Source organism: Dokdonella sp., from assembly GCF_039926425.1.
Classification (GTDB): Bacteria; Pseudomonadota; Gammaproteobacteria; order Xanthomonadales; family Rhodanobacteraceae; genus Dokdonella_A.
On record NZ_JBDSWZ010000166.1, the window covers coordinates 22,210 to 42,844 of the forward strand.

General features: G+C 65.7%; 15 protein-coding genes and 1 pseudogene. 6 read left to right on the plus strand and 10 right to left on the minus strand.

The annotated features are described in order from the left end of the window. Window positions 1-2: 2 nt before the first annotated feature. The 3 genes from ABIV12_RS09855 to ABIV12_RS09865 all read right to left on the minus strand — a co-directional run bounded on the left by ABIV12_RS09855 (window position 3) and on the right by ABIV12_RS09865 (window position 3,143). Window positions 3-548, minus strand: a complete 546-nt coding sequence (locus ABIV12_RS09855) for an ECF-type sigma factor (RefSeq protein ID WP_348058744.1) — start codon at window positions 546-548, stop codon at window positions 3-5. A gap of 196 nt (window positions 549-744) precedes the next feature. Then, window positions 745-1,197: a hypothetical protein gene (locus ABIV12_RS09860; RefSeq protein WP_348058746.1), complete on the minus strand. Its 453-nt coding sequence runs from the start codon at window positions 1,195-1,197 to the stop codon at window positions 745-747. A gap of 110 nt (window positions 1,198-1,307) precedes the next feature. Then, window positions 1,308-3,143: an LTA synthase family protein gene (locus tag ABIV12_RS09865; protein WP_348058748.1), complete on the minus strand. Its 1,836-nt coding sequence runs from the start codon at window positions 3,141-3,143 to the stop codon at window positions 1,308-1,310. A 120-nt stretch (window positions 3,144-3,263) separates the two neighbouring features. Here ABIV12_RS09865 and glnE point away from each other — a divergent pair, with 120 nt between their 5' ends. After that, a complete protein-coding gene (glnE, locus tag ABIV12_RS09870; RefSeq protein WP_348058750.1) occupies window positions 3,264-6,128 on the plus strand; it encodes a bifunctional [glutamate--ammonia ligase]-adenylyl-L-tyrosine phosphorylase/[glutamate--ammonia-ligase] adenylyltransferase in 2,865 nt (954 codons plus the stop codon). 146 nt (window positions 6,129-6,274) lie between these two features. Here the strand turns inward: glnE and ABIV12_RS09875 are convergent, their stop codons facing one another. Next, window positions 6,275-7,255 (minus strand): mitochondrial fission ELM1 family protein, encoded by a 981-nt coding sequence (locus ABIV12_RS09875; protein WP_348058752.1) that lies wholly within the window; start codon window positions 7,253-7,255, stop codon window positions 6,275-6,277. 236 nt (window positions 7,256-7,491) lie between these two features. On the opposite strand from ABIV12_RS09875, the gene ABIV12_RS09880 reads away from it, so the two are divergent. Next, window positions 7,492-8,100 (plus strand): YceI family protein, encoded by a 609-nt coding sequence (locus tag ABIV12_RS09880; RefSeq protein ID WP_348058754.1) that lies wholly within the window; start codon window positions 7,492-7,494, stop codon window positions 8,098-8,100. 90 nt (window positions 8,101-8,190) lie between these two features. On the opposite strand, the gene ABIV12_RS09885 is transcribed toward ABIV12_RS09880, so the two are convergent. Further along, on the minus strand, window positions 8,191-9,450 hold the full coding sequence (locus ABIV12_RS09885) for a Yip1 family protein (protein WP_348058761.1): 1,260 nt from the start codon (window positions 9,448-9,450) through the stop codon (window positions 8,191-8,193). A gap of 176 nt (window positions 9,451-9,626) precedes the next feature. On the opposite strand from ABIV12_RS09885, the gene ABIV12_RS09890 reads away from it, so the two are divergent. From ABIV12_RS09890 to ABIV12_RS09900, 3 genes are read left to right on the plus strand one after another with little or no spacing between them, the layout of a single operon-like run. Further along, entirely contained in the window at window positions 9,627-9,836 is a 210-nt protein-coding gene (locus tag ABIV12_RS09890; protein ID WP_348058764.1) for a zinc-finger domain-containing protein, read from the plus strand. 10 nt (window positions 9,837-9,846) lie between these two features. Beyond that, complete coding sequence (locus tag ABIV12_RS09895) at window positions 9,847-10,959, plus strand: glycosyltransferase (RefSeq protein WP_348058766.1); 1,113 nt, start codon at window positions 9,847-9,849, stop codon at window positions 10,957-10,959. Between the two features lie 58 nt (window positions 10,960-11,017). Then, a complete protein-coding gene (locus tag ABIV12_RS09900) occupies window positions 11,018-12,241 on the plus strand; it encodes an O-antigen ligase family protein (protein ID WP_348058768.1) in 1,224 nt (407 codons plus the stop codon). 47 nt (window positions 12,242-12,288) lie between these two features. On the opposite strand, the gene ABIV12_RS09905 is transcribed toward ABIV12_RS09900, so the two are convergent. The 3 genes from ABIV12_RS09905 to lpxL all read right to left on the minus strand — a co-directional run bounded on the left by ABIV12_RS09905 (window position 12,289) and on the right by lpxL (window position 17,399). Further along, entirely contained in the window at window positions 12,289-13,686 is a 1,398-nt protein-coding gene (locus ABIV12_RS09905; RefSeq protein WP_348058770.1) for a DUF3999 domain-containing protein, read from the minus strand. Further along, window positions 13,683-16,388 (minus strand): DUF2339 domain-containing protein, encoded by a 2,706-nt coding sequence (locus tag ABIV12_RS09910; RefSeq protein WP_348058772.1) that lies wholly within the window; start codon window positions 16,386-16,388, stop codon window positions 13,683-13,685. The genes ABIV12_RS09905 and ABIV12_RS09910 overlap by 4 nt, the downstream gene beginning before the upstream one ends. A gap of 87 nt (window positions 16,389-16,475) precedes the next feature. After that, window positions 16,476-17,399, minus strand: coding sequence for an LpxL/LpxP family Kdo(2)-lipid IV(A) lauroyl/palmitoleoyl acyltransferase (lpxL, locus tag ABIV12_RS09915; RefSeq protein ID WP_348058774.1), 924 nt, complete (start codon window positions 17,397-17,399; stop codon window positions 16,476-16,478). 209 nt (window positions 17,400-17,608) lie between these two features. On the opposite strand from lpxL, the gene waaA reads away from it, so the two are divergent. Further along, window positions 17,609-18,901, plus strand: coding sequence for a lipid IV(A) 3-deoxy-D-manno-octulosonic acid transferase (gene waaA, locus ABIV12_RS09920; RefSeq protein WP_348058776.1), 1,293 nt, complete (start codon window positions 17,609-17,611; stop codon window positions 18,899-18,901). A 66-nt stretch (window positions 18,902-18,967) separates the two neighbouring features. Here the strand turns inward: waaA and ABIV12_RS09925 are convergent, their stop codons facing one another. Both ABIV12_RS09925 and ABIV12_RS09930 read right to left on the minus strand, forming a co-directional pair. Beyond that, entirely contained in the window at window positions 18,968-20,365 is a 1,398-nt protein-coding gene (locus ABIV12_RS09925; protein ID WP_348058778.1) for a TolC family outer membrane protein, read from the minus strand. A 43-nt stretch (window positions 20,366-20,408) separates the two neighbouring features. Next, window positions 20,409-20,635: pseudogene (locus tag ABIV12_RS09930) on the minus strand (protein-L-isoaspartate O-methyltransferase); the annotation flags it as partial.

The following is a 20,635-nucleotide window of genomic DNA, read 5'->3' on the forward strand; positions in this document are numbered from 1 at the left end:
CATCATTCGAGCGCAGCGTGCAGGAACGCGCGGGCGAAACGCCAGTCGCGGTCGATGGTGCGGCGGGTGAGATCGAGCAGTTCGGCGATCTGCTCGGGCGGCAATCCGGCAAAGTAGCGCAGTTCCACCACATGGGCGGCCCGCTCGTCGGTCTCCGCCAGTCGGGTCAGCGCCTCGTCGAGCGCGATCGCCTGCTCGGCGCTGGCAATTTCCGGCATGCCGTCGGCGCTCGAGGTCAACGTCGCGCGAACCCAATCGCCGCCGGCTTTCTGGCGCATGTGCGCGCGGGCACGGTCGATCAACAGGTGGCGCATCGCACGCGCCGCATAGCTGAAGAACTGCGCGGGATGTTCGAACGCCATCTCGCGACTCGTGTTGATGCGCAGATAGAGCTCGTGGACAAGCGCAGTGGTGTCGAGGGTCCCTCGCGCACCCTTGGCCAATTGTCGGCTGGCGATCGCCTTGAGCTGGTCATAGAGCGCATTGAAGAGGCTCTCGATCGGCTTCCCGGCGTGCTTTTCCGTGGCGGACAGGGGGGAATCGGACACGGCAACCTCGCGAGGGCTGCCTCGAGTGTATCTGCGCGCCGACGGGATGGCGACGGCGAACCGTTCGGGCGCATCGATCGGCATCGCGCTGTGCGAACGCGCGGGGGCGCTCTCCGTTGCGCGAGTGGGCAGGCATACCGCCCGCGGATCGGCAAGGACGCTCACGTGTTCAGACGCCGGTCGTCGCTGCGGCTGCTCAGCGTCCGGCCTCGATGTACAGCGGGCTCTCGCACGATGGGTCGACGCCGTGCTCGGTGAGCGTGATCGTTTCGAGGTAGTCCGGATCGATCCGACCCTCGCGATCGTCTGCTGCCACATGCGCCTCGATGGCGTCCAGCTCGCGTGCACCGGCGAGCATCGCCAGCGCAAGGATGCGCAGCTGCGTCGCATCGACGCGAAAGCGGACATGCTCAGGCGGGGTCACGCGCTCGCCGATGTCCCGTGCAAACGCCAGGTCCCATTCACCGCGGGCCGTCGCGCGTCCATCCGCGTTGGAGCACAGGCACACGGAATGCGTGCTGCCGACAAGCGTGCGCGGGCCGGGCTCGACCTGCAGGCGCGTCATCGGCTCGGCCTTGATCGGTGAGTGCGCGACCGCGAGCGCGTGCGGTGCCCATCGCCGGGAGGTCATCGGTGAAATGGTCGACATGTCGGATTCGCTTCAGGGGCGGCTCTGACATACAACGTCGGATGGCAGCGATGTGCGACATCCGCCGCCTGCAGCCGGTCGAGCGCGGCACGCATGCTGCAACGACCCGATCAGCGTACCGCCGTCTCGACCTGCACGTCTGCAGAAAGGCTGTCCGGGCCCACTGTCTCCGCCATCAGCGGTGCAAGCTCGCCGCGCAAATGCAGGCGTGCCATCGCGGTGATGCCCGCCGCGGTCGCCGGATCGTCCGGATTGAAATCCGGATCGCGTGCAAGACTGGATAGGACGCGCAGGTACGCGTCGTCATCGATTCCGGCCGCATCCAGCAGCAGTGCAGGCAGCATCCATGCCCGGGTGTCCAACTGCCGTGGATGTCGGTCGGTGCTGTCGACAAGAAGCCATGGCACCGGTTGCTCATGCGCGTCGTGCGCATCATCGAAACCGAGGCGCTGGTAGACCGGCCCGAGGTCGGGCAGATGGTCTCCGTAGAACAGCAGGAGTGTGCGTCGTTTGCGCTGGACGAGTGCGTCGGCGAGGCGACCGAGTTCGTGATCTGCGTCGTCGAGCAGATACAGATAGTTGCCGAGCCACACTCGATCGCCAACGTCGAGTGCTTCCGGCATCGGCAATGCAGCGAGGCGGTCCGCGTCGAGTCCAGGGCGCCAGTCGAACGGGCCGTGATTCTCCATGCTGATGGCGAACACGAACTGCGGCGGACCGTCGTCGTCGAGTTCGCCGAGCACACGATCGGTGAGTGCCGCATCCGATGTAAACAGGCCGACGATCCGATCCTTCGGAAACGATTCGCTGTCGATGAAGCGGTCGAAGCCGAGTGCCGGATACGCCCGTGCGCGATTCCAGAACGCAGCGGCATTCGGATGGATCGCCGTGGTGCGATAGCCGTGTCCACCGAGCACGCGCACAAGCCCGGGGTACTGGTCGCGGTCGAGTTCGAGCCAGGGATACTGGATCCCGCCGAGGCTCGACAGAGGGGCGCCAGTCAAGGTTTCGAATTCGGTGCGGATCGTGCCACCGGCAAAGGTCGGCACGACAAGATTGCCTGAGCGGGCGGTCCGCGCCAGTCGCTGCAATTGCGCCAGATAACGCCCGCTGAGAATGCCGCGCATGCGCGCCGGATCGAACAGCGACTCGCTTTGCACAACCACGATGTCCGGCAGATCGACAGGTGCGCGAGCCGCTACAAGGACAGCGCGCAGTTCCGGTGCGCGAGCGTCCAGCAACGCGCGCGCGGCATCGCGATCGGCCGCGGGCACGTCGCCACCGCCCATCTGCCAGTGGTACACCAGGAGGCTCCCGATCAGACCGGTGCGTATCGAACTTTCAGCCAGGGCCCAGGGTTGAAAATGCCGCTCGGCAGATCGGTAGACATGCCGCCACATCGACGTGCCGACGACGAGGCTCAAGCCTGCCACCAGCGCGACGCCGCCCAGCATCGGCGCACGCCAGCCCGCAAGTGCGGCCAGCCGACGTTCGCGCAGCAGTACACCCGTCGCGGCCAGTGCCGCGACGACCAGCAGCACGTGCACGACATCGACGTGCAGGTAGTTGGAAAAAAGCCGAAGCGCCGGACCGGGCTCGGCAAGAAACCGCAGGTCCGCGGGGAGCAGCGGCGTCTGCAGCGACCCGAGCTTGGCACTGTTGGCCGAATACAGCGCGATGACGCCGCCGAGCACCAGCCAGCTCGAGAGCAGCAGGCGCCGGGTCAGTGCGAGCACAAGGGCGAACGCGGTGAACACCGGAAATGCGTTGAGAACCAGCATTCGCAACGCCGCGCCGCGCTCCAGTGGTCTGGTCAGATCGATTCCCGGATCGAGATGCGCGACCGCCAGTACCACCAGCAACACGCAGCCGCATGCCGGGGCCGCGCGGCGCCATGCGGCGAGGTGTGGTTGGGGGAACGGGAGGTGGGCGGCAGGAGTGGTCATGGCGGGCGCGCGACAATGGCATGAGTGGAACGCTGATGCATGAACCGGATTTCATGAACTGCGCACGCCTGCGGTCGGTACAGCTGGTCGCACGCGTGATGGTGCTGCGACAATCGGTGCATGCAGACGCCCGCACCCTGGCCCCGCGCAACGAACGCGTTTCTCAACGAGCGCCTGACGCGGCTCGAAACCGCCTGTCGCGAGGCGGACGTCGAGTTTTATGACGACGCAGGCGTGGACGATCACTTGCAGCGCGTGTTGCTGACCAGCGATTTTGCGTACGAGAGTTTCCTGCGTGATCCGCGCCTGCTCGGTCCGGAACTGCTGCAGTTGATGAGCGATCCGCGGCACGCGGACGCGCGCGCGGGCGTGCTCGCCGAGGCGCACGACGACATCACGCTGCGCGCCGCGCTGCGTCACTTCCGCAAGCGCGAAGCGCTGCGACTGATATGGCGCGACGTCAACGGGGCAGACGCAATCGAGACCACGCTCGCTGGCGCGTCGGTGCTGGCGGAAGCCTGCACCGAGGCCGCGCTTCGCGGCGCGGAGCGGCTGGTCGCGCAGCGTCACGGCGTGATTGCCGGCGAGAAGGGCCAGCCGCAGCGCATGGTCGTGCTCGCGCTCGGCAAGCTCGGTGGCAACGAACTCAACTTTTCCTCGGACATCGATGTGGTGTTCGCCTTCGCGGAGCACGGCGAAAGTGACGGCGCGCGCCCGCTCGACGCAAGCAACTACTACGCGCGCATTGGCCAGGCGCTGGTGTCCCTGCTGGCGGATCGAGATCCGGACGGTTATGTCTACCGGGTCGATCTGCGCCTGCGACCGTTCGGACAGGTCGGTCGCATCGCGCTGTCGTTCTCCGCGATGGAGCAGTACTTCCAGAGCGAAGGGCGCGACTGGGAGCGCTACGCGTGGATCAAGGCGCGGCCGGTCGCCGGCGATCGCAACGCCGGATCACGGTTGCTCGATACGCTGCGCCCGTTCGTGTTCCGCCGCTATCTCGACTACACGGCGTTCGCCGGCATGCGCGAAATGAAGGCGCTGATCGATGCGGAAGTCGCGCGCAAGGACCTGGCCGACCACGTCAAGCTCGGCCCCGGAGGCATTCGCGAAATCGAGTTCGTCGTGCAGCTGGTGCAATTGATCCGCGGTGGGCGGGAACCGACGCTGCGCGCGCGTGGCTTGCTGCCCGCACTTGCCGCATGCGAACAGCTCGGTTTCATCCCGACTGCACGTGCATCGCGATTGCGCGAAGCCTATCGATTTCTGCGCCGGCTGGAGAACCGGTTGCAGATGCTTGCCGATCAGCAGACCCACGAAATTCCAGCTGATGCGGTGTTACGCGACCGCCTTGCCCTCGCGCTCGACTACGCCGGCTGGGCACAACTCGATGTGGACCTGCTGAGGCATCGCGCTGCGGTCAGCGAGGAATTCGCCGAGTTGATGGAAGTCGACGCGCGCAGCAGTGCACGCAGGTCACAGGCGAAGTGGCCGGGCTTCTGGCGCGAGCTCGTGGCCGGCGACGGTGTCGACCCGAAGCAACTGGCGCAGGTCGGATTCGAGCCGCCGGACGAGGTCGCGACCGAACTCGAAGCGGTGCTCGGCAGCAACGCGTTGCGCACGATGTCGGCGCGCTCGCGCGACCGGCTCGACCGGCTGATGCCGGCAGTCTTCGCGTCAGCCGTCGAACAACCTGATCCGGCGCGTTGCCTGGCGCGCTTGCTGCGACTCATCCAGGCCGTCGCGCGGCGTTCGGTGTATCTCGCCCTTCTCGACGAACAACCATCGGCGTTGAAGCGCCTGAGCGCGGTGTTCTCCGCCAGTGCGTTCCTCGCCGATCGCGTGATTGCGCACCCGTTGCTGCTGGACGACCTGTTCGACGATCGTGTCGACAGTGCAGTGTCGACACGCGCCGCGGTCGAGGACGACCTCGGGCGGCGGCTTGCGGCGCTCGACTCGGCGGATCCGGAATCGGAGATCGAGCTGATCCAGGAAGTACGCAATTCGGCCTTGTTCCGCGTCGGTCTCGCTTTCCTCGGCGGACGCCTGGATGGCGTTGCCGCGGCCCGTGTGCTGGCGGACGTTGCAGAAGTCGTTCTGGTGACGATCCTGCGGATTGCCGAGCGGGAGCTGGCAGCGGCGCACGGGCGACTCGATCCGCAAACCGGCGATGGCGCCGGCATGGTGATCATCGCGTACGGCAGTTTCGGCGGCGCAGAACTCGGTTTCGGCTCCGATCTCGACCTCGTGTTCGTCTATGACGGCGAGCGTGCACGTGGCGAGTCGAACGGCGCGAAGCCGCTCGACGGCCAGCGCTACTACGCGCGGCTCGCCCAGCGCGTCGTCCATCTGCTCGGCGTGCTCACGCGTGCTGGGCGTTTGTACGAAGTCGACATTCGGCTGCGCCCGGACGGCAGCAAAGGCATGCTCGTACTCGGCATGGACGCCTACGAAGGCTATCAGCGTGAACGCGCGTGGACGTGGGAACTGCAGGCGCTGGTGCGCGCACGCGCGCTTGCGGGCGACGCGGCACTCGCACGCCGGTTCGAGCGAATGCGCGGCGCGTTGATCTCGTTGGCACGCGATGCCGACGTCATGCGCAATGATGTTGCACGGATGCGCGAACGCTGGCGCGCCGAGCGCGACCGCTCGACCGCACTGCTGTTCGATCTGAAGCAGGGCGTCGGCGGCCTCGTCGACATTGAATTCATCCTGCAGGGACTCGTGCTCCTGCACGCGTTCGAGCATCCGCAATTGTGGTCGAGCGGAAACAGCGCGGAGCTGATCGCGATTGCCGCACGAGTCGGAGTGCTTGCCACGGAGGAAGCGCTGGCGCTCGCCGATGCGCATGCCGCACTGCTCGGCTATGCGATCAGTTGTACCCTCGACGGGCGCTCACGCCTGATGCCGCGCGACGCGGCGTTGGACCGTCATGCAGAGCGCGTGGTAGCGATTGCAGCGAGACTCGGGTTGCGACAAGCGTGACGCGAACAGGGTTGCACTCCGGCATCGGTCGGGTTCGATCGAGCGCCAGTCGGCGGCAGGCGCCTTAGGCTGGACGACCGCAGGTCGGCCGGCAGCCCTCGCGGGTCCGTCGCAAAAAGCACCGGCCGCAGAGAAGCGCGTGCCGCCTACGTGTTGAACATTCGCCAGCGCTTGCGCACCAGTGCCGCAATCTCCGCCGTCTCGGCGAGCGGCGGGGGTTGCGCTGGATGCGACGTGTCGTCGAGTCGGCGCAAGTGCCCGCTTGCGATCAGTTCGGCATGGAACGCGGCGAGTTTTCCGGCAATGGGCCGCGGCGCAAAGGTGTAGACCGGTTTTCCGGTCGCGCAGGCCTCGCTGATCATGTTGACCGAGTCGGGCGTGACAAAAATCCGGTCGGCCCACGCGAGAAATCCCGCATACGGGTTTTCCCCATCGCCCGGTCCGCTCCAGAACTCGCCGGGAAACTTTGCGAATGCGTCCCGCAGTCGTGACACGGTCGATGCCGGCGTTCGTCGCGAGACACTCACCAGGAAGCTGCCACCATCGATTTGCGGGCGCGCGGCGAGTCGGTCGATCAATGCGTCGAAATACGGGTTGTCGAGACGCTGCGCACGGGTCGAGCCGCCGATCAGCACGGCCGTGCGAGGCGCGGGTTGTTCGGACAGTCGGGAAAAATCCGACCGTGCCTTGCCGAGAAAATCGCTGTCGACGCGGTTGAGCGCCCCGATCGTCTGCAACACGTTGCTGCCAGGGACGCGATCGTGCTGGGGTGCCACCACGAGATCGAACGCGCCGGCGTCGATGCGCGGGTCGAGGATCTGCACGGTGAAACAGCGCCCGTCGCTCCATTCGCGCAGCAGGCGGGTGACAAGCGCGGCGCGCCTTCCGCAACCGATAGCAACGTCGGGCCACGGCGCGTTCAGCAGTCGGCCGTGTTCGTCGCGGATCGCCCAGGCGGCACCCGGAAGCCGTCTTGGTGCGAGCAGATTCCACGGTGCGCGCAACGTGACGCGCAGCCTGATCGGCGTCAACCCGAGTGCCTGCGCCAGCGCGAGCGCCTGCCGTTCGTTGCCGGCAGCGCCGTCGCTGATGGCCCAGCACAGCACGGAACGGGCGAGGTCGGTCATGGTCGAAGCGTAATGCACACGCCTGCGCCGGGCGAGGCGTATCGATCGTTACGCCTGAAGAAACGATGTTTCCGTCGCATCCCCCTTGTCGACCTGACCAACCTGCCACACCCTTGCAGAGTCCCAGCTTTACCTTCCACAACGGTTGAGGTTGTCTGTCCGGCAATGTTCATGCGTTCACCGCCGATTCCGAACGCCGCTGTTCTGATGCGTCAATTGACCCAAAGGAGATCCACATGATTCGTCGTCTCGCCCTCAGCGCCGCGCTGGCGCTCGTCACCGCGCCGGTGTTCGCCGCGTCCTACACGCTCGATCCCGGCCACACCCAAGTGGTTTTCAGCTGGAATCATTTCGGGTACTCGAACCCGGTCGCGCAATTTGGCAACGTCGAGGGCACGCTGGAGTTCGACCAGGCTCAGCCCACCAAGTCCAACGTCAGCGTCAAGATCGCGATGGCCAGTGTCAACAGCAACGTGCCGAAACTCGACGAGCATCTGCAGAAAGACGAGTACTTCGACGTCGCAAAGTTTCCCGACGCCACGTTCAAGAGCACGAAGGTCGAAAAGGGTGCTGCTGCAGACAAATTGAAAGTGACGGGCGACCTGACTCTTCACGGCGTGACGAAGCCGGTCGTGCTCGACGTGACGATCAACAAGGTCGGCGAGCATCCGATGCGCAAGGCACCGTCAGCAGGGTTTGATGCGAGCACGACGATCAAGCGGTCGGACTTCGGAATCGGCAAGTACGTGCCGATGATCAGCGATGACATCAAGATCCACATCACCAGCGAGGCGATCGATTCGAAGGCCTACGCGGAAGGAATGAAGCCCCCGTCAAAGGGTTGAGTCTGGCCTGTGCCGGGTCGCGCGTGCGGCCCGGCTTCAACCCGTCGATTTTTTGAACACGCGGCGTCTCGCGCGTGAGCGTGCGCCGTTTTACCCTTTCTTGACGCCCTGGTTCTTCAACGCTTCCAGCCCGGCCAGATTGATGCTTGCAACCGCCGCCTTGATCTCGTTGATGCTCTCCGCGCGACCCGACACCTTCACGGAAAACCGGTCGCCGAGCACGATGCCGTATTCGCCGCGCTTGTCCTCGCTGTTCCACTGTTCGTGCACGAGACGACCGTCCTGCTTGTAGGTCTTGTCGTACCCGTGGTCGGTCTCCTTGTCCTGTTCGACCGTGGCCCAGCCGGCCATCGCCATCAGGCCCTTCGCGCTGCCCATGTCCGTCACTTCAAGGCGCAACGATCGATCTGCGCCGTCGGAGTAATCCGCATGGGCTTCCGAAATCTGCATGCCCATCGCGCCGTTGCGTTCCGCCGAATACTCGGTGCGCTTGAGGCCGGCGAGAGAGTCGGGCACGAACGGCTTGAGCATTTCAGGCGGCAGCGCTTCCACCTGGTCGCCGCCGCCGAGTGCCGCACCCATCACCGCGCCGAGTGCCTTTGACTGGGCATCGGCACTGCCGGACTTCTGCGCCGTTTCCATCTGCTTGCCGGCGGCTTCCATCTTTTTGCTCCACGCATCGAGCTTGCCGAGGGAGCTGTCCTTGTCGATGGTCACGCTTCCGACGCCATTGCCGAGCGTTGTACCGCTCATTCCGCTCATCATCGCGCCCGTGCCAGCAATTGTGCCGACAACGAGCATCACGATCCAGCTCAGCACGATGGCGACAATGATGCTCACGGCGGTGTAGCCGCCCGATTTTTCAACTGGAGAATGCATCGTCGGCGAGAGTCCGAGGTACAGCAGATAGATGCTGTAGATGCCCCCCGCGAGCGCGATGAGCCAGCCGATGCCCGGAAGGATCAGACCGATGCTCGCGACCCAACTGGCGGTGTATGCATAGGCCACCACCTTCAGCGCCTGCACCTGGTTCTTCTGACCATTGAAGGTCGGCGCGAGTCCGTCGATCACCATGGACATCAGATAAACCAGGCCGAGCGACAGCGCGTAGCTCACGATCGCGCTGGTGAGGCCGGCGCCGATCGGCGTGTGGTAGCTGATTCCGAACAGGCTGTAGCCGATGATGCTGCCCTTGATGAACCCCGCGACCGCCGGAATGGCCGCCAGCACCACGATGTAGTTCTTGTAAAGATCCGCCACGGTCGCCGGCTCTGCGGCGATCACCGGCCATTCGGTCTTCGGCGTCATCAGGATCGCCTTGACACGCGCGATGATCTTGTTGATATCCATGCTGTCCCTCCCGGTTTGTCTTGAACAATCGAAGTGGCGGCATTCTAGGCCAGAAGGGTTGCAGCCACGGGACGACGGGTTCGCGCACGCAGCGAGATGCGCGTCACGGAAATTGTGCGACGCAGTTGGCATGGCTCGTGCTGGTAAACTGGACGACCTGTCGCGCGAGTCCCCTCATGTCCCGACCCAATCCGGCCGCGGAGAACCTCATTCCCGCCAACGCCCAGAACGTCTACACGGTGAGACGGGCCGATCTGCCGCTCAGTTGTCCGATGCCGGGCATGTCGTTGTGGAACTCGCATCCCAAGGTGTATCTGCCGATTGCGGACCAGCAAGGCCACGCGAAGTGTCCGTATTGCGGTGCGCAATTCGACCTGATCGACTGACGCCTCGCCGATGGCCGAGCGTCGCCTGACTGTCGTCCAGCTGATTCCCGCCCTCGATGCGGGCGGTGCGGAGCGTTCGGCGCTGGAAGTCGGTCGTGCACTCGTCGCGGCGGGGCACCGGTCGATGGTCGTGTCAGGCGGGGGGCAGATGGTGTCGCGGCTGCTCGCCGAGGGCAGTGAACATGTGACGCTTCCGATCGGCGCCAAGTCGATCCGGAGTCTTGCGCGCGTGCCGACCCTACGCGCGCTGTTCAAGCATGAACACGTCGACATCGTGCACGCGCGCTCGCGTATGCCGGCGTGGCTCGGGTGGCTCGCGCTGCGCGGATTGCCGAATCGGCCACACTTCGTCACAACCGCACATGGCCTGAACAGCCCCGGGTGGTACAGCGCGATCATGGCGCGCGGCGAGCGGGTGATCTGCGTGTCCAATACCGTGCGCGACTATCTGCTGCGCAACTACCGCGAAACCCAGCCAGGGCGGCTGGTGGTGATCCCGCGTGGCGTCGATCCCGACGACTTTCCATTCGGCTACCAACCCGACAGCTCATGGCGGGAGTGGTTCTTCGCGGAATTCGCTCGTCTCGACGGCGCGCCTCTGCTGACCTTGCCCGGCCGTGGAACGCGGTTGAAGGGGCATGCGGATGCCATCGCATTAGTCGCAGAATTGAAGGCGCGCGGCATTCCGACGCGCCTGCTGCTGTTGGGCGCGCGGCAGCCGGGGCGCGAAGCCTACGTCACGGAGCTGGAGCGACTGGCTTACGACCTCGGCGTGGCCGACTGGATGGAGATCAGCGCACAACGCGATGACGCACGCGACGTCTATGCCATCTCGTCGCTGGTGCTGCAGTTGTCGACCAAGCCCGAATCCTTCGGGCGCACCGTGGTCGAGGCGCTGTCGCTGTGCCGTCCGGTGCTGGGGTACGACCACGGCGGCGTCGGCGAATTGTTGAGTGATCTCTATCCTGCCGGGCGCGTGCCGCCGGGCGACCTGCGCCGACTGGCCGAGCGCGCCGCCGAACTTCTTCGTGCCGCGCCGGCGATCACGCCGTTGCAGCGCTACCGCCTGGCCGACATGCAGGCCGCGACGCTCTCGCTCTATGCGGATCTCGTGCGTCGCTGACGTCCATCGCGTCGATAGAATGCGCGGGCCGATGATGAGTCTCTCTTCCACACGCGCCATGCCGTGGTCCGCCCTGCTGGTGCTGGCCGTGCTCGTGCTGCTGCCGGTCGGTCGCGCCGCCGAAGTGCCGTGGGCGATCGGCGGCATCGTGGCCATCGTGCTCTTGTTGCGCCGGCGGTTGGAGCTGCGCGATCAGGACCTGCGCCTCGCGATGACGTTGTTCGCGTGCTATTGGCTCCCCGCTCTTTTCTCGGCAGTGCACGCAATCGATCCTGGCAAGACCGGCTCCACCGTCGCCATCACGATGCGCTTCCTTCCGTTTGCGTTGTTCTCGCTGTGGGCGTTGCGTGACGCATCAGTGTGGAACGCGGTCACGGGGGCGATCGCCGCGGTGGTGTCGTTATGGGCGCTCGATGCGTACGTGCAGATGGCGACCGGGTACAGCATCGGCGGTCCGGCGGAAGCGGAGCGCGTTTCGGGAATCTTCGGCGCGGGGAATCTCAAGCTGGGGCCGACGCTCTCGGTCCTGTCGCCATTCGTGCTGGTTGCGGCACGCATGCGTTTCGGCTGGAAAGGCCTTGCACTGGCATTCGTGTTGCTGGCTCCGCCGATCCTGCTGGCCGGCTCACGTGCCGCTTGGGTGTCGTATGCATTGATCGGAGTGGTGATCGCATGGCAGGAGACACGCAGACCGCTGCGTTTCATTGCGGTGATCGTGTCGTTTGCGCTCGTGGTCGGTGCGATCGGTGCGCTGGCGCTGCATGACTCTGCGCGCTTCGGCGCACGCGTCGAACGCAGTCTGCTCGCGCTGCGTGGCACCGATGCGGCGCTGGACGACGCGTCGGCGGGTCGCCTCAGCATCTGGCGAACCGCGATCGCGATGAACCGGGCGAACCCGCTGACCGGTGTCGGCGTGCGCGGCTTTCGCTACGCGTACCCGACCTACGCAGCACCCGGAGACCGCTTCGTCGATCCGAAAACCGAAACCGGCGCTTCGCATGCACACCAGATCGTGCTCGAAGTGCTCAGCGAAACCGGCGTGGTGGGTCTGGCGTTCTGGCTCATCGGCACGTGGCTGGGCTTGCGTGCATGGTGGCGTGCGGACGGCGCGGCACGGTCGCGCGCATTGGCACCCGCGCTTGCGCTGGTCGCGATGTGCTTTCCGGTGAACACGCACCTTGCGTTTTATTCGGCGTGGTGGGGGCTGCTCTTCTGGTGGTTGCTTGCGCTGTACTGCGCGGCGCTTGCGGCACACGGCACGCCCGCTGACCGGTCTGCGTGAAACGCGCGCATCCACGTGACGCGGACGCGTGCGCAATCGCGGATGATCTAGTGGGGTCGATTGCCTCGCAGCAGCTTCGCCGCGATGCCGCCGACCAGCGCGGCTGCTGCAACGAGGACGCCCCACAATAGCCAGCGGCGCCACGGCGTGGGCAGTGGTAACGGTGCGAGTACGGAGATCCCTCCGCTTTCGCTGCCGGCACCGAGCCGGGCAAGTGGCGGCTGCCACTCCTTGCCAAGGCGGGCGCGCAAGCTCGCCAGCGCGGCATCAACCGGATACGACGCGTGGTGTGCGCGGAGGCTTCCGACCGCAAGCAAGTATGGGCCGCTGCCCTCGGCGAGGAAGACCAGCGTATCCGGGCGATAGGCAATCACCAGGCGCGGCGCTGCGGCAAGGGGCACGCTCGATTCAATGCGGAAATCGCGCAGACGTGCGGCTGTCGACACAGCGACGTCGCCGTTGCGCAGGAGTTCCACACCCGAGCGCAGGCGAAAGGCGGTGATGCGGGAAAGCTCGCTCCAGGTTGTCGCGTCGGACGCACGCGCGCTGAACACCAGCGGTGCCAGCGCGTTGTCGTTGGCCAACTCGATGCGCGCGACTTCCACCGGCAACGCGGACAACAAAGCGTAGTCGTATCGCTCTGTTCCCGGCGGCACCGGCGTTGCGCTGGCGGAACCACTGGCGATCGGGACATCGAGCCAGCTGCGCGTCGCGTCAGCGGTGCTGCGTCGCGACGAGTGCGCCTGCGCGGACAGCCCAGCGACCGGCGTTCCATCGTCGAGGCGATGCAGTCGCACGTACTTCGCGTACACGCCCGACACCTCGATGTCGTGCCGCTCCAGACGCGAACCGTCCTGTTCGAGGGCGAGCACAGTGCCGTCTCCAGCGGCATGCCACTGCTGCAGATCGTTGCTGGCCTCGATGCTGAAACGCGCGACCACGCCGGATGCAGGCGCGCTCCACGTGAGCGCCAGTCGGTCGATCGGGAGATCGAACCGGCTCGCATCGAGCAGCCAGTCCCTTGGCGGGACACCGGTGTCTGCCCGAGCTTGCTCGCCGGCATCGATCCGGCGCAGCCGGCCGTCTGCGTCGCGATCAATGACCAGTCGCAGATCGCTGGTCGACGCACGTGGAGCCGAGGCGGGCAACGCCAGCACGGGCAACACGACCGTCTGCTCGCGCGTGACGAATGCGGGCTCCGGCTGCCATCGGCCAATCGGCACGGCGACGCCTGCGGCATTGAACACCTCGATGTCGCGCAGATCCCTCTCTTGCACCCAGGCGTAGACGTCGGGCGTGAGTTCGACGCGCCACGCGCTGGCGGCCGGCGACGTGGCATCCGTCTCGATCGAAAACGTCCACGCAAAGTCTGCTGGCGTGGCCGCGCGCACGGGCGAGATGACAGCGCACGTGAGCGCGAGCGTCCAGCGCAGGCCCGCGTTCATGCGGTTGCTCCCGTGGTCGGTTCACGCGGCGGTGCGGGCGCGAAATAGCCGATGACCGTGCACAGCAATCCGTACGCGATGAACGAGACGATACCGAACAGATTGCCGAGATGGGTGCGGTCGACCAGCAACAGCTTGACCAACACGACGCCCATCAGGATCGCACCGGCCAGCCACAGCGAACGCTGCCCGCGACGCGAACCGAATACCCACCCGACGACGCCGAGCACGCTCCAGACCATGGTCAACGCGGTTTGCGCGAGGTTCGATTCCCACAGTTGCGCATCCCATGGGACACCTCCGAGATGATGGGTCGAGCGAAGGGTCGCTGCGGTGACGAACGCGAAGGCCGCGGCCGCGAGCAGTGCGACACGCGGCTGCGCGAGCGGCGCGGGAGCGTGGGGATCCGACAACCGGCGCGCAGCGCCTGCGAGCAGGCCCAATTGCATCAGTTCGACCGGGTTGATGAGGGGCAGGAACGGCAGCGGCGCGCTGTCGCCGGAATGCCACAGCAAGCCGATGAAGCCCACGCCGGCGACGATGGCCTGGGACAGCAGCAGCGGGGAGCGATAGCTTTCGAATCGCGACGCGAGTGGAAGCGCGAGCGCCATCGGCCACAGCAGTGTGAGCGCCCATGCGGCGGCGACTGGCAGCGCAAGGAATGCGGCGGACCAGCCGTTGCCGAGGTGTGCATCGCCGGCGAGCTGAGACAACACAAGTGCGATCGCGAACGTCCACGTCCACAGCCAGCCGATGTGCGCGACCGCGGGCGCCGCATCGGGCATGTCGCGCAACGCGCTCAGTGCGGTAAATCCGAATACCGCGTAGGCGGCAAACGCGGCGAGCCCCCAACCGGCGAACGGACGAACATCGCTGGCGCCGAAGGCGAACACGATGAGAATCCCGAATGCGAGGCCCGCCGCGGCTGTCCACGCGGGCGCCGACGCGCGCGTGCGGAACGCGGCGTAGCCGGCGAGCGCGGCGCTGACGGCCGAGAAACCGAGCGTCGCGTGCAGTTGCCACGTGGATGCGACGAACCGGTCGATCTCGTGCAACCCCGCACCGGTCCACCACGCAAGCGCCCACAGGTACAACAGCAGATCGAGCGGACGTGCACGTCGAGCTCGTCGGTACAGCCATGCGCTCGCGAAGCCGGCGAGCGCAACGAGCAGCGCGCTGATGAAGGCGCTGTTGGCGAGCGGATTCGCCTCGCCGCCTCCGATGGAGAATATGGACGCAATCACGAATGCAGCGGCCGCCAACGCCTGCAAGCCGAGTCCACTGAGTTGCGGCAGACGACGCCCTTCGCGCAAGCCCAGCCAGACCAGCGCTGCGCCCTCGAGCGCGAATGTGGACGCTGTTGCACGTGCGCTGAGTGCCAACGGAACCGCGAGCGTCGCGAAACCGATTCCGAGCACGGCAAATGATTCCCCGAGAACGCGCATGCGCTCGCGCGGCATCAGCCACGCTGCCAGTGCGACGTAGATTGCTGCAAGCCCCAGTGCCGAATAGGCGAGGGGCATGCGTGCGCCTTCGAGCAAGCCGGCGTGCAGCGCGAACGCGACCAGAGGATTGCCGAACACCAACGTGCCATCGACGAGATCCCGACGCGCGGGATCGCGCTTGCGCGTGTAGAGAATCGGCACCGCGAGATAGATCGCGAAGTACAGCAACAGGAACGGTTCGGTGCTCGAGAAAAGACCCGGTTGGTACCGCAACACGCCCCACGCCGTGCCAATCGCGAACGTGAAAACGAACCCGAGCAGGTTGAGTGCGCGCCAGGAACGCACCCACGCGATTGCGAAAATCGCGAGGTTGAGCAACGCGTAGTACGAAAACAGCGTCACGTGATCGCCGCTGCCGGTGGAGAGCAGGATCGGCGCGGCAAAGCCGGCGAGGATGCCGAGCACGGCGAGCGCGAGGGCATCCTGCATGACGGCGATCACGCCAGCGCCGGCGACCAGCACGAGCATCAGCGCGAATGCACCACCGGCGGGGATCAGGTCGTACACACGGAACGCGGCGAACACGGTGAGCAGCAGAATGCCGATTGCCCCGCCCTGCAGCGCCAGCGCGAAGCTGCGCTTGCGTTCGCGCACGTGCCACCCGAACGCGAGTGCGGCGATTGCAGCAAGCGTGATGGCTGCGAGTCGCAGTTCGATCGGAAGATGGAGCCAGCCTTCGTCGGATGCGTACTTGAGCAGCGCGGCGACCCCCGCGAACAGCACCAGCATGCCGACCTTGACCGGCACGTTGCCTTCGCTGAACCAGCGCGAGATCCAATTGATGGCCTTGGCGAATACATCGGGCTCGGCCGGCCGACGAACGGCGGGCGGTCGTGGCTCGGCCCGCTCCACCATCGGCAGTGGAGGCGGTGGGGGTGCGACCAACGCGTCGAGCTGCGGATCGAGGGTGGCAGCGGCCTCGTCCGATTGCGGCACGGCGGGCGCAGCCGGTGCCGACACCGGCGCCGGTTCACGCGCGCGTTCGTCGACGGCGGGGGGAAGCCGACGCGTGATCCGCAGCAGTTCCAGTTCTCGCGACAGCGCATCGACGCGATCGGAGATTGCGCGCAGCCGCAGCAGCACCAGCCCACTTGCGAGTCCGAAAAAGAAACCGACGGCTACGGCTCCATCGCCCCCGGACATTCCACCGATGATGAGCCCGGCGAAGCAACAGGCGACGACGATCAGAAAATTCATGCATTTCCCCTTGGGCGGCCTCGTTCGATCTGGACGATCGAACGCGTTCGGCAAGACCGGTGCGGTGCCCGCGCAGGCAGGCGCGCGTCAGCCGTAGACCTCCGCTTCCCCCGGCGGGCGGGTCTTGAACCGCTTGTGCAGCCAAAGGTACTGGGTCGGTGCTTCGCGCACCATCCGTTCGATGACTGCATTGATGCGTGACGTGTCGGCAACCGGGTTCGACGTGGGGAAATTCCCGAGCGGCGGCTCGAGCCGGATCGCGTATCCCCCGTGTTCGAGGCGTCGGTGGAAGAACGGCATCACTTTTGCCCCGGAAAGGCGGGCGAGGTGATGGGTTGCGGTGATTGTCGCGGCGGCGACACCGAAGAAAGGAGCGAACACGACGTCCTTTCCGCGCATGTCCTGGTCGGGTGCGTACCAGACCGTCCCACCGTTTTTCAGATAGCGCAGTGTCTGGCGCAATTCGTCCTTGCTGAACATTGCATCGGCGTAGCGCAGGCGCGACCGCTTGATCGCCCATTCGAACGCCGCATCGGCATGGACGCGATACATGCCGGCGATGCGGATGCGCTGCGAAACCAGTCGTGCGCACAATTCCAGATGTGAAAAATGCGCACCGACGAGGAGAACGCCGTGTCCTGCCTCGCGCGCGGCGGTCAGGTGTTCGAGGCCTTCGATGGTCAGCGGGATGCGTCCGATCGCACGCGCCGAGCCCATCCATGCAAGCGCGAACTCCATCAGCATCACGCCGCTGTCGCGCAGGTTGGCTGCCAACAGGGCGGCGCGAGCGCCTTCGTCGAGCTCGGGGAAACACAGCGCGATGTTGCGCGCCGCCACGCGGCGACGTTCGCCGAGTACCTGCTCGGCGATCCAGCCGATGAAACGTCCGAGCGCCAGAAGCCATCGGTACGGCAGCTGCGCGACGAGCGCGATGACACCGAGCCCAAGCCATGCGAGCCAATGGCGCGGAGCGAGCAGGTTGGAACGAAACGGCGGTGGCGGCTGTTGCATTGATCGATTATGGCCGATGACGTCGGTCCGCCGGCCGTTGGAGCGACGCGCCGCTCGCAGCGAGACAAATGCCTCGACCGCGAAAAAACACGACGAGAAGGTCGAGTCGCCCTCTGTCCTCGTGGCCTTCGCGATCCGGATTTGTCATCGGCCAAGCCGATCCGCGTCACGACGCTGCGGGCTCCAAAAGCTATACTCGCCAACTCCCCGTGCCCAGGGCCGCCGTGTTCCAGCGCTTCATCTACACGCTGACCCTGTACCTGCTCACGCCTTTCGTGCTGTACCGGCTGGCGGCCCGCGGATTCAAATACCACGGCTATTTCGCGCGCTGGCGCGAGCGGTTCGGCTTCTTCCCCGATCCGGGCATCCACGACAGCATCTGGGTCCACGCGGTGTCGCTTGGCGAGGTCAACGCAGCTGTTCCGCTGATCGAAGCACTGATGCGTCGCTACGGCGAGTCGCAGTTCGTGATCACCACGGTGACGCCGACCGGTTCGGACCGCGTTCTGCAGCTGTTCGGCGATCGGGTGTTCCACGTCTACCTGCCGTACGACCTCACGACCGCCGTGAAGCGGTTCCTCGGTCGTGTTCGACCGCGGCTCGCGGTGATCATGGAAACCGAGATCTGGCCAAACCTCTTCATGACGTGCGCAGAACGCGGCATTTCGATCGTGATCGCGAACGCGCGGCTGTCGGAGAAGTCATTGCGCGGCTACTGGCCGATCCAGCCGCTGGCCCGTCGCGCAATTCGTTGCGCCAGTTTCGTCGCCGCACAGTCCGCGTCCGATGGCGACCGACTGCGCACGCTCGGCGCGGCAGAACCGCGGCTGGCAATCGTCGGCAATCTCAAGTTCGACATGACGGTGCCGACCGGTGTTCGCGAGCGTGGTCTGGCATTCCGTGCGGCGGCTGGTGGCGGGCGGCCGGTGTGGATTGCCGCGAGCACGCACGAGGGCGAGGAATTGCTCGTGCTGAAGGCACACGCCGAAGTGATGCGTCGTTTCCCGGATGCGCTGGTGCTGATCGCACCGCGCCATCCGGAGCGCTTCAAGCCAATCGTCGCGGCGTGTCGCGCGTATGGATTCCGCACCGAGACGCGCAGCGAAAACAGTGGCGCCGAACCGGCATGCCAGTGTTTCGTGATCGATTCCATGGGGGAGCTGATCGAATTCTACGCAGCGGCCGATGTCGCGTTCGTCGGCGGCAGCCTCGTACCCGTCGGCGGACACAATCTGCTCGAACCGGCTGCGCTGGAGCGACCGGTGATCGTCGGTCCGCAGACCTTCAATTTCGAGGAAGTCACCGAGGATCTGATCAACGCAGGCGCTGCGCTGCGCATTGCCGATGCGGACGCGCTGGGTCCAACGGTCGTGCGGCTGCTGTCACGCGAAGTGGAGCGCCGAAGCATGGGCGAAGCCGCGCTCCGGGTGATGGCGCGCGAACGCGGAGCCGTGGACCGGACGATGGAGATCGTCCGCGACGTTCTGGCTGCGAAGCCTTGAGCACATCGATCGGGATTCGGAATCCGGCACGTCGTTGCGCCAGATTCCGAATTCCGGATCGCTTTCCTACTCGAGCAGCGCGTTGATCGCTTCGAGATCCTTGACCTCGATCACGCCCGCCGCCTGCTTCAGGAGCAGACCGCTGAGCACGAAGGTGTGTCGCGCCGACGAATACGAACTCTGCGCCTGCAGCAGCGTCTGCTGACTGATCAGCACGTCGACGATGGTGCGGGTGCCCACTTCGTAGCCAGCCTGCGTCGCTTCCACCGAACTCTGCGCGGACACCACCGCGGCCTTGGTCGCTTCGACGGCGCTCGCGCCGGCGAGGACCGAACGGAAGTTGTTGCGCGTGGTCGCCTCGACCAGGCGACGGTTGTACTCGAACTGGTCCTGTGCGAAATCGCGGTTGTAGACGGCCTGGCGAACGCGCGACTGCGTGTATCCGCCGGTGAAGATCGGCACACTGAGCGTCACCGAGATCGAGCTGCCGTATTTCGGATCGCCGCTGAAATTGGGGAAATCTCCGACGCCACCGAGGCGCGAATCGCCCCAACTGGCCGAACGGCCGTAGCTGACCTGGCCGGTGATCGTCGGAAGGTGTCCCGATCGTGCGGTGTTGATGTTCGCGTTGGCCGCATCAACCTGGAACGACGCCGAGCTCAGGTTTGGATTCTGTTTCAACGCGACGTCCACCCACGCCGCCGGATCATCGGGTGTCGGGTGGTCGAGTGGCAGATTGTCCCGCAGCTTGTGGAAGTCGCCCGGCTCCTTGTTGGTGAGCTGTCGCACCGCCTCGCGCGCCTGGTCGAGCGCATTGCGGTTGTTGATGACGCTGGCAACCGCCTGGTCGTGCTGCGCTTTTGCATCGTTGACATCGGTGATGGCCGCAAGTCCGACTTCGAAGCGCTGCTGCGCCTGTTCGAGCTGCCTACCGAGCGCCTTTTCATTGGCGTCGGCGAACTTCAGCGCATCGTCGCTAGTGAGAACATTGAAATACGCGGTCGCCACACGCACGAGCAGCGCCTGTTGCGCGGCGTCGTAAGTCGCTGCGCCCGCTTCGGCGGTGTAACGGCTCGATTTCAGCGCGGTCCAGCGACTGATGTCGAGGATGCTTTGCTGCAGCGTCGCGTTGGTCGATCGGCTGTAAATCGTGTTGGTCGTTCCGTTGACCGAGATGGGCGCCGCATTGGGATCATTCGGGAAGCGCGGATCGCTGATGAACGTCTGGCCGTCCTCGCCTCCGCGCGACTGCGTGAAATCGAGACTTGCCGCAATCTGCGGCAACAATGCGGAGCGCGACTGGTCGACGTATTCGTCGGTGGCGAGCTTGGTCGCTTCGGCGCTCGACAGCGTCGGATCCGACGCACGTGCCTCCTGGTAGACCTGCAGGAGATCATCGGCGTGAGCAGCGGGAACACCAATCGCCAGCGAGAGCGCCAGCGGCAGGAATCGGAGACGGATCATCGGGTGTTCCTCGAAAGATGAAGGTGTGCAGGCCGGTTCGCGCTCAAAGCGCAAAGCGGCGGGGCGGTTCGGCGTGCAGAAGGTAAGGCACGTCGGTTTCGAACAGGCTTTCGTGCTGCCAGTGGGTGGCGTCGACGCGGGTATACAGAATCGCCTGCATTGCCGGCGAATCGCCGACGATTGCAAACAGGCGGCCGCCGGGCTTGACCCACTGGCGCGCGCGTTCCGGCAGCGCATGCACGGCGCCGCCGATCACCACCGCATCGAACG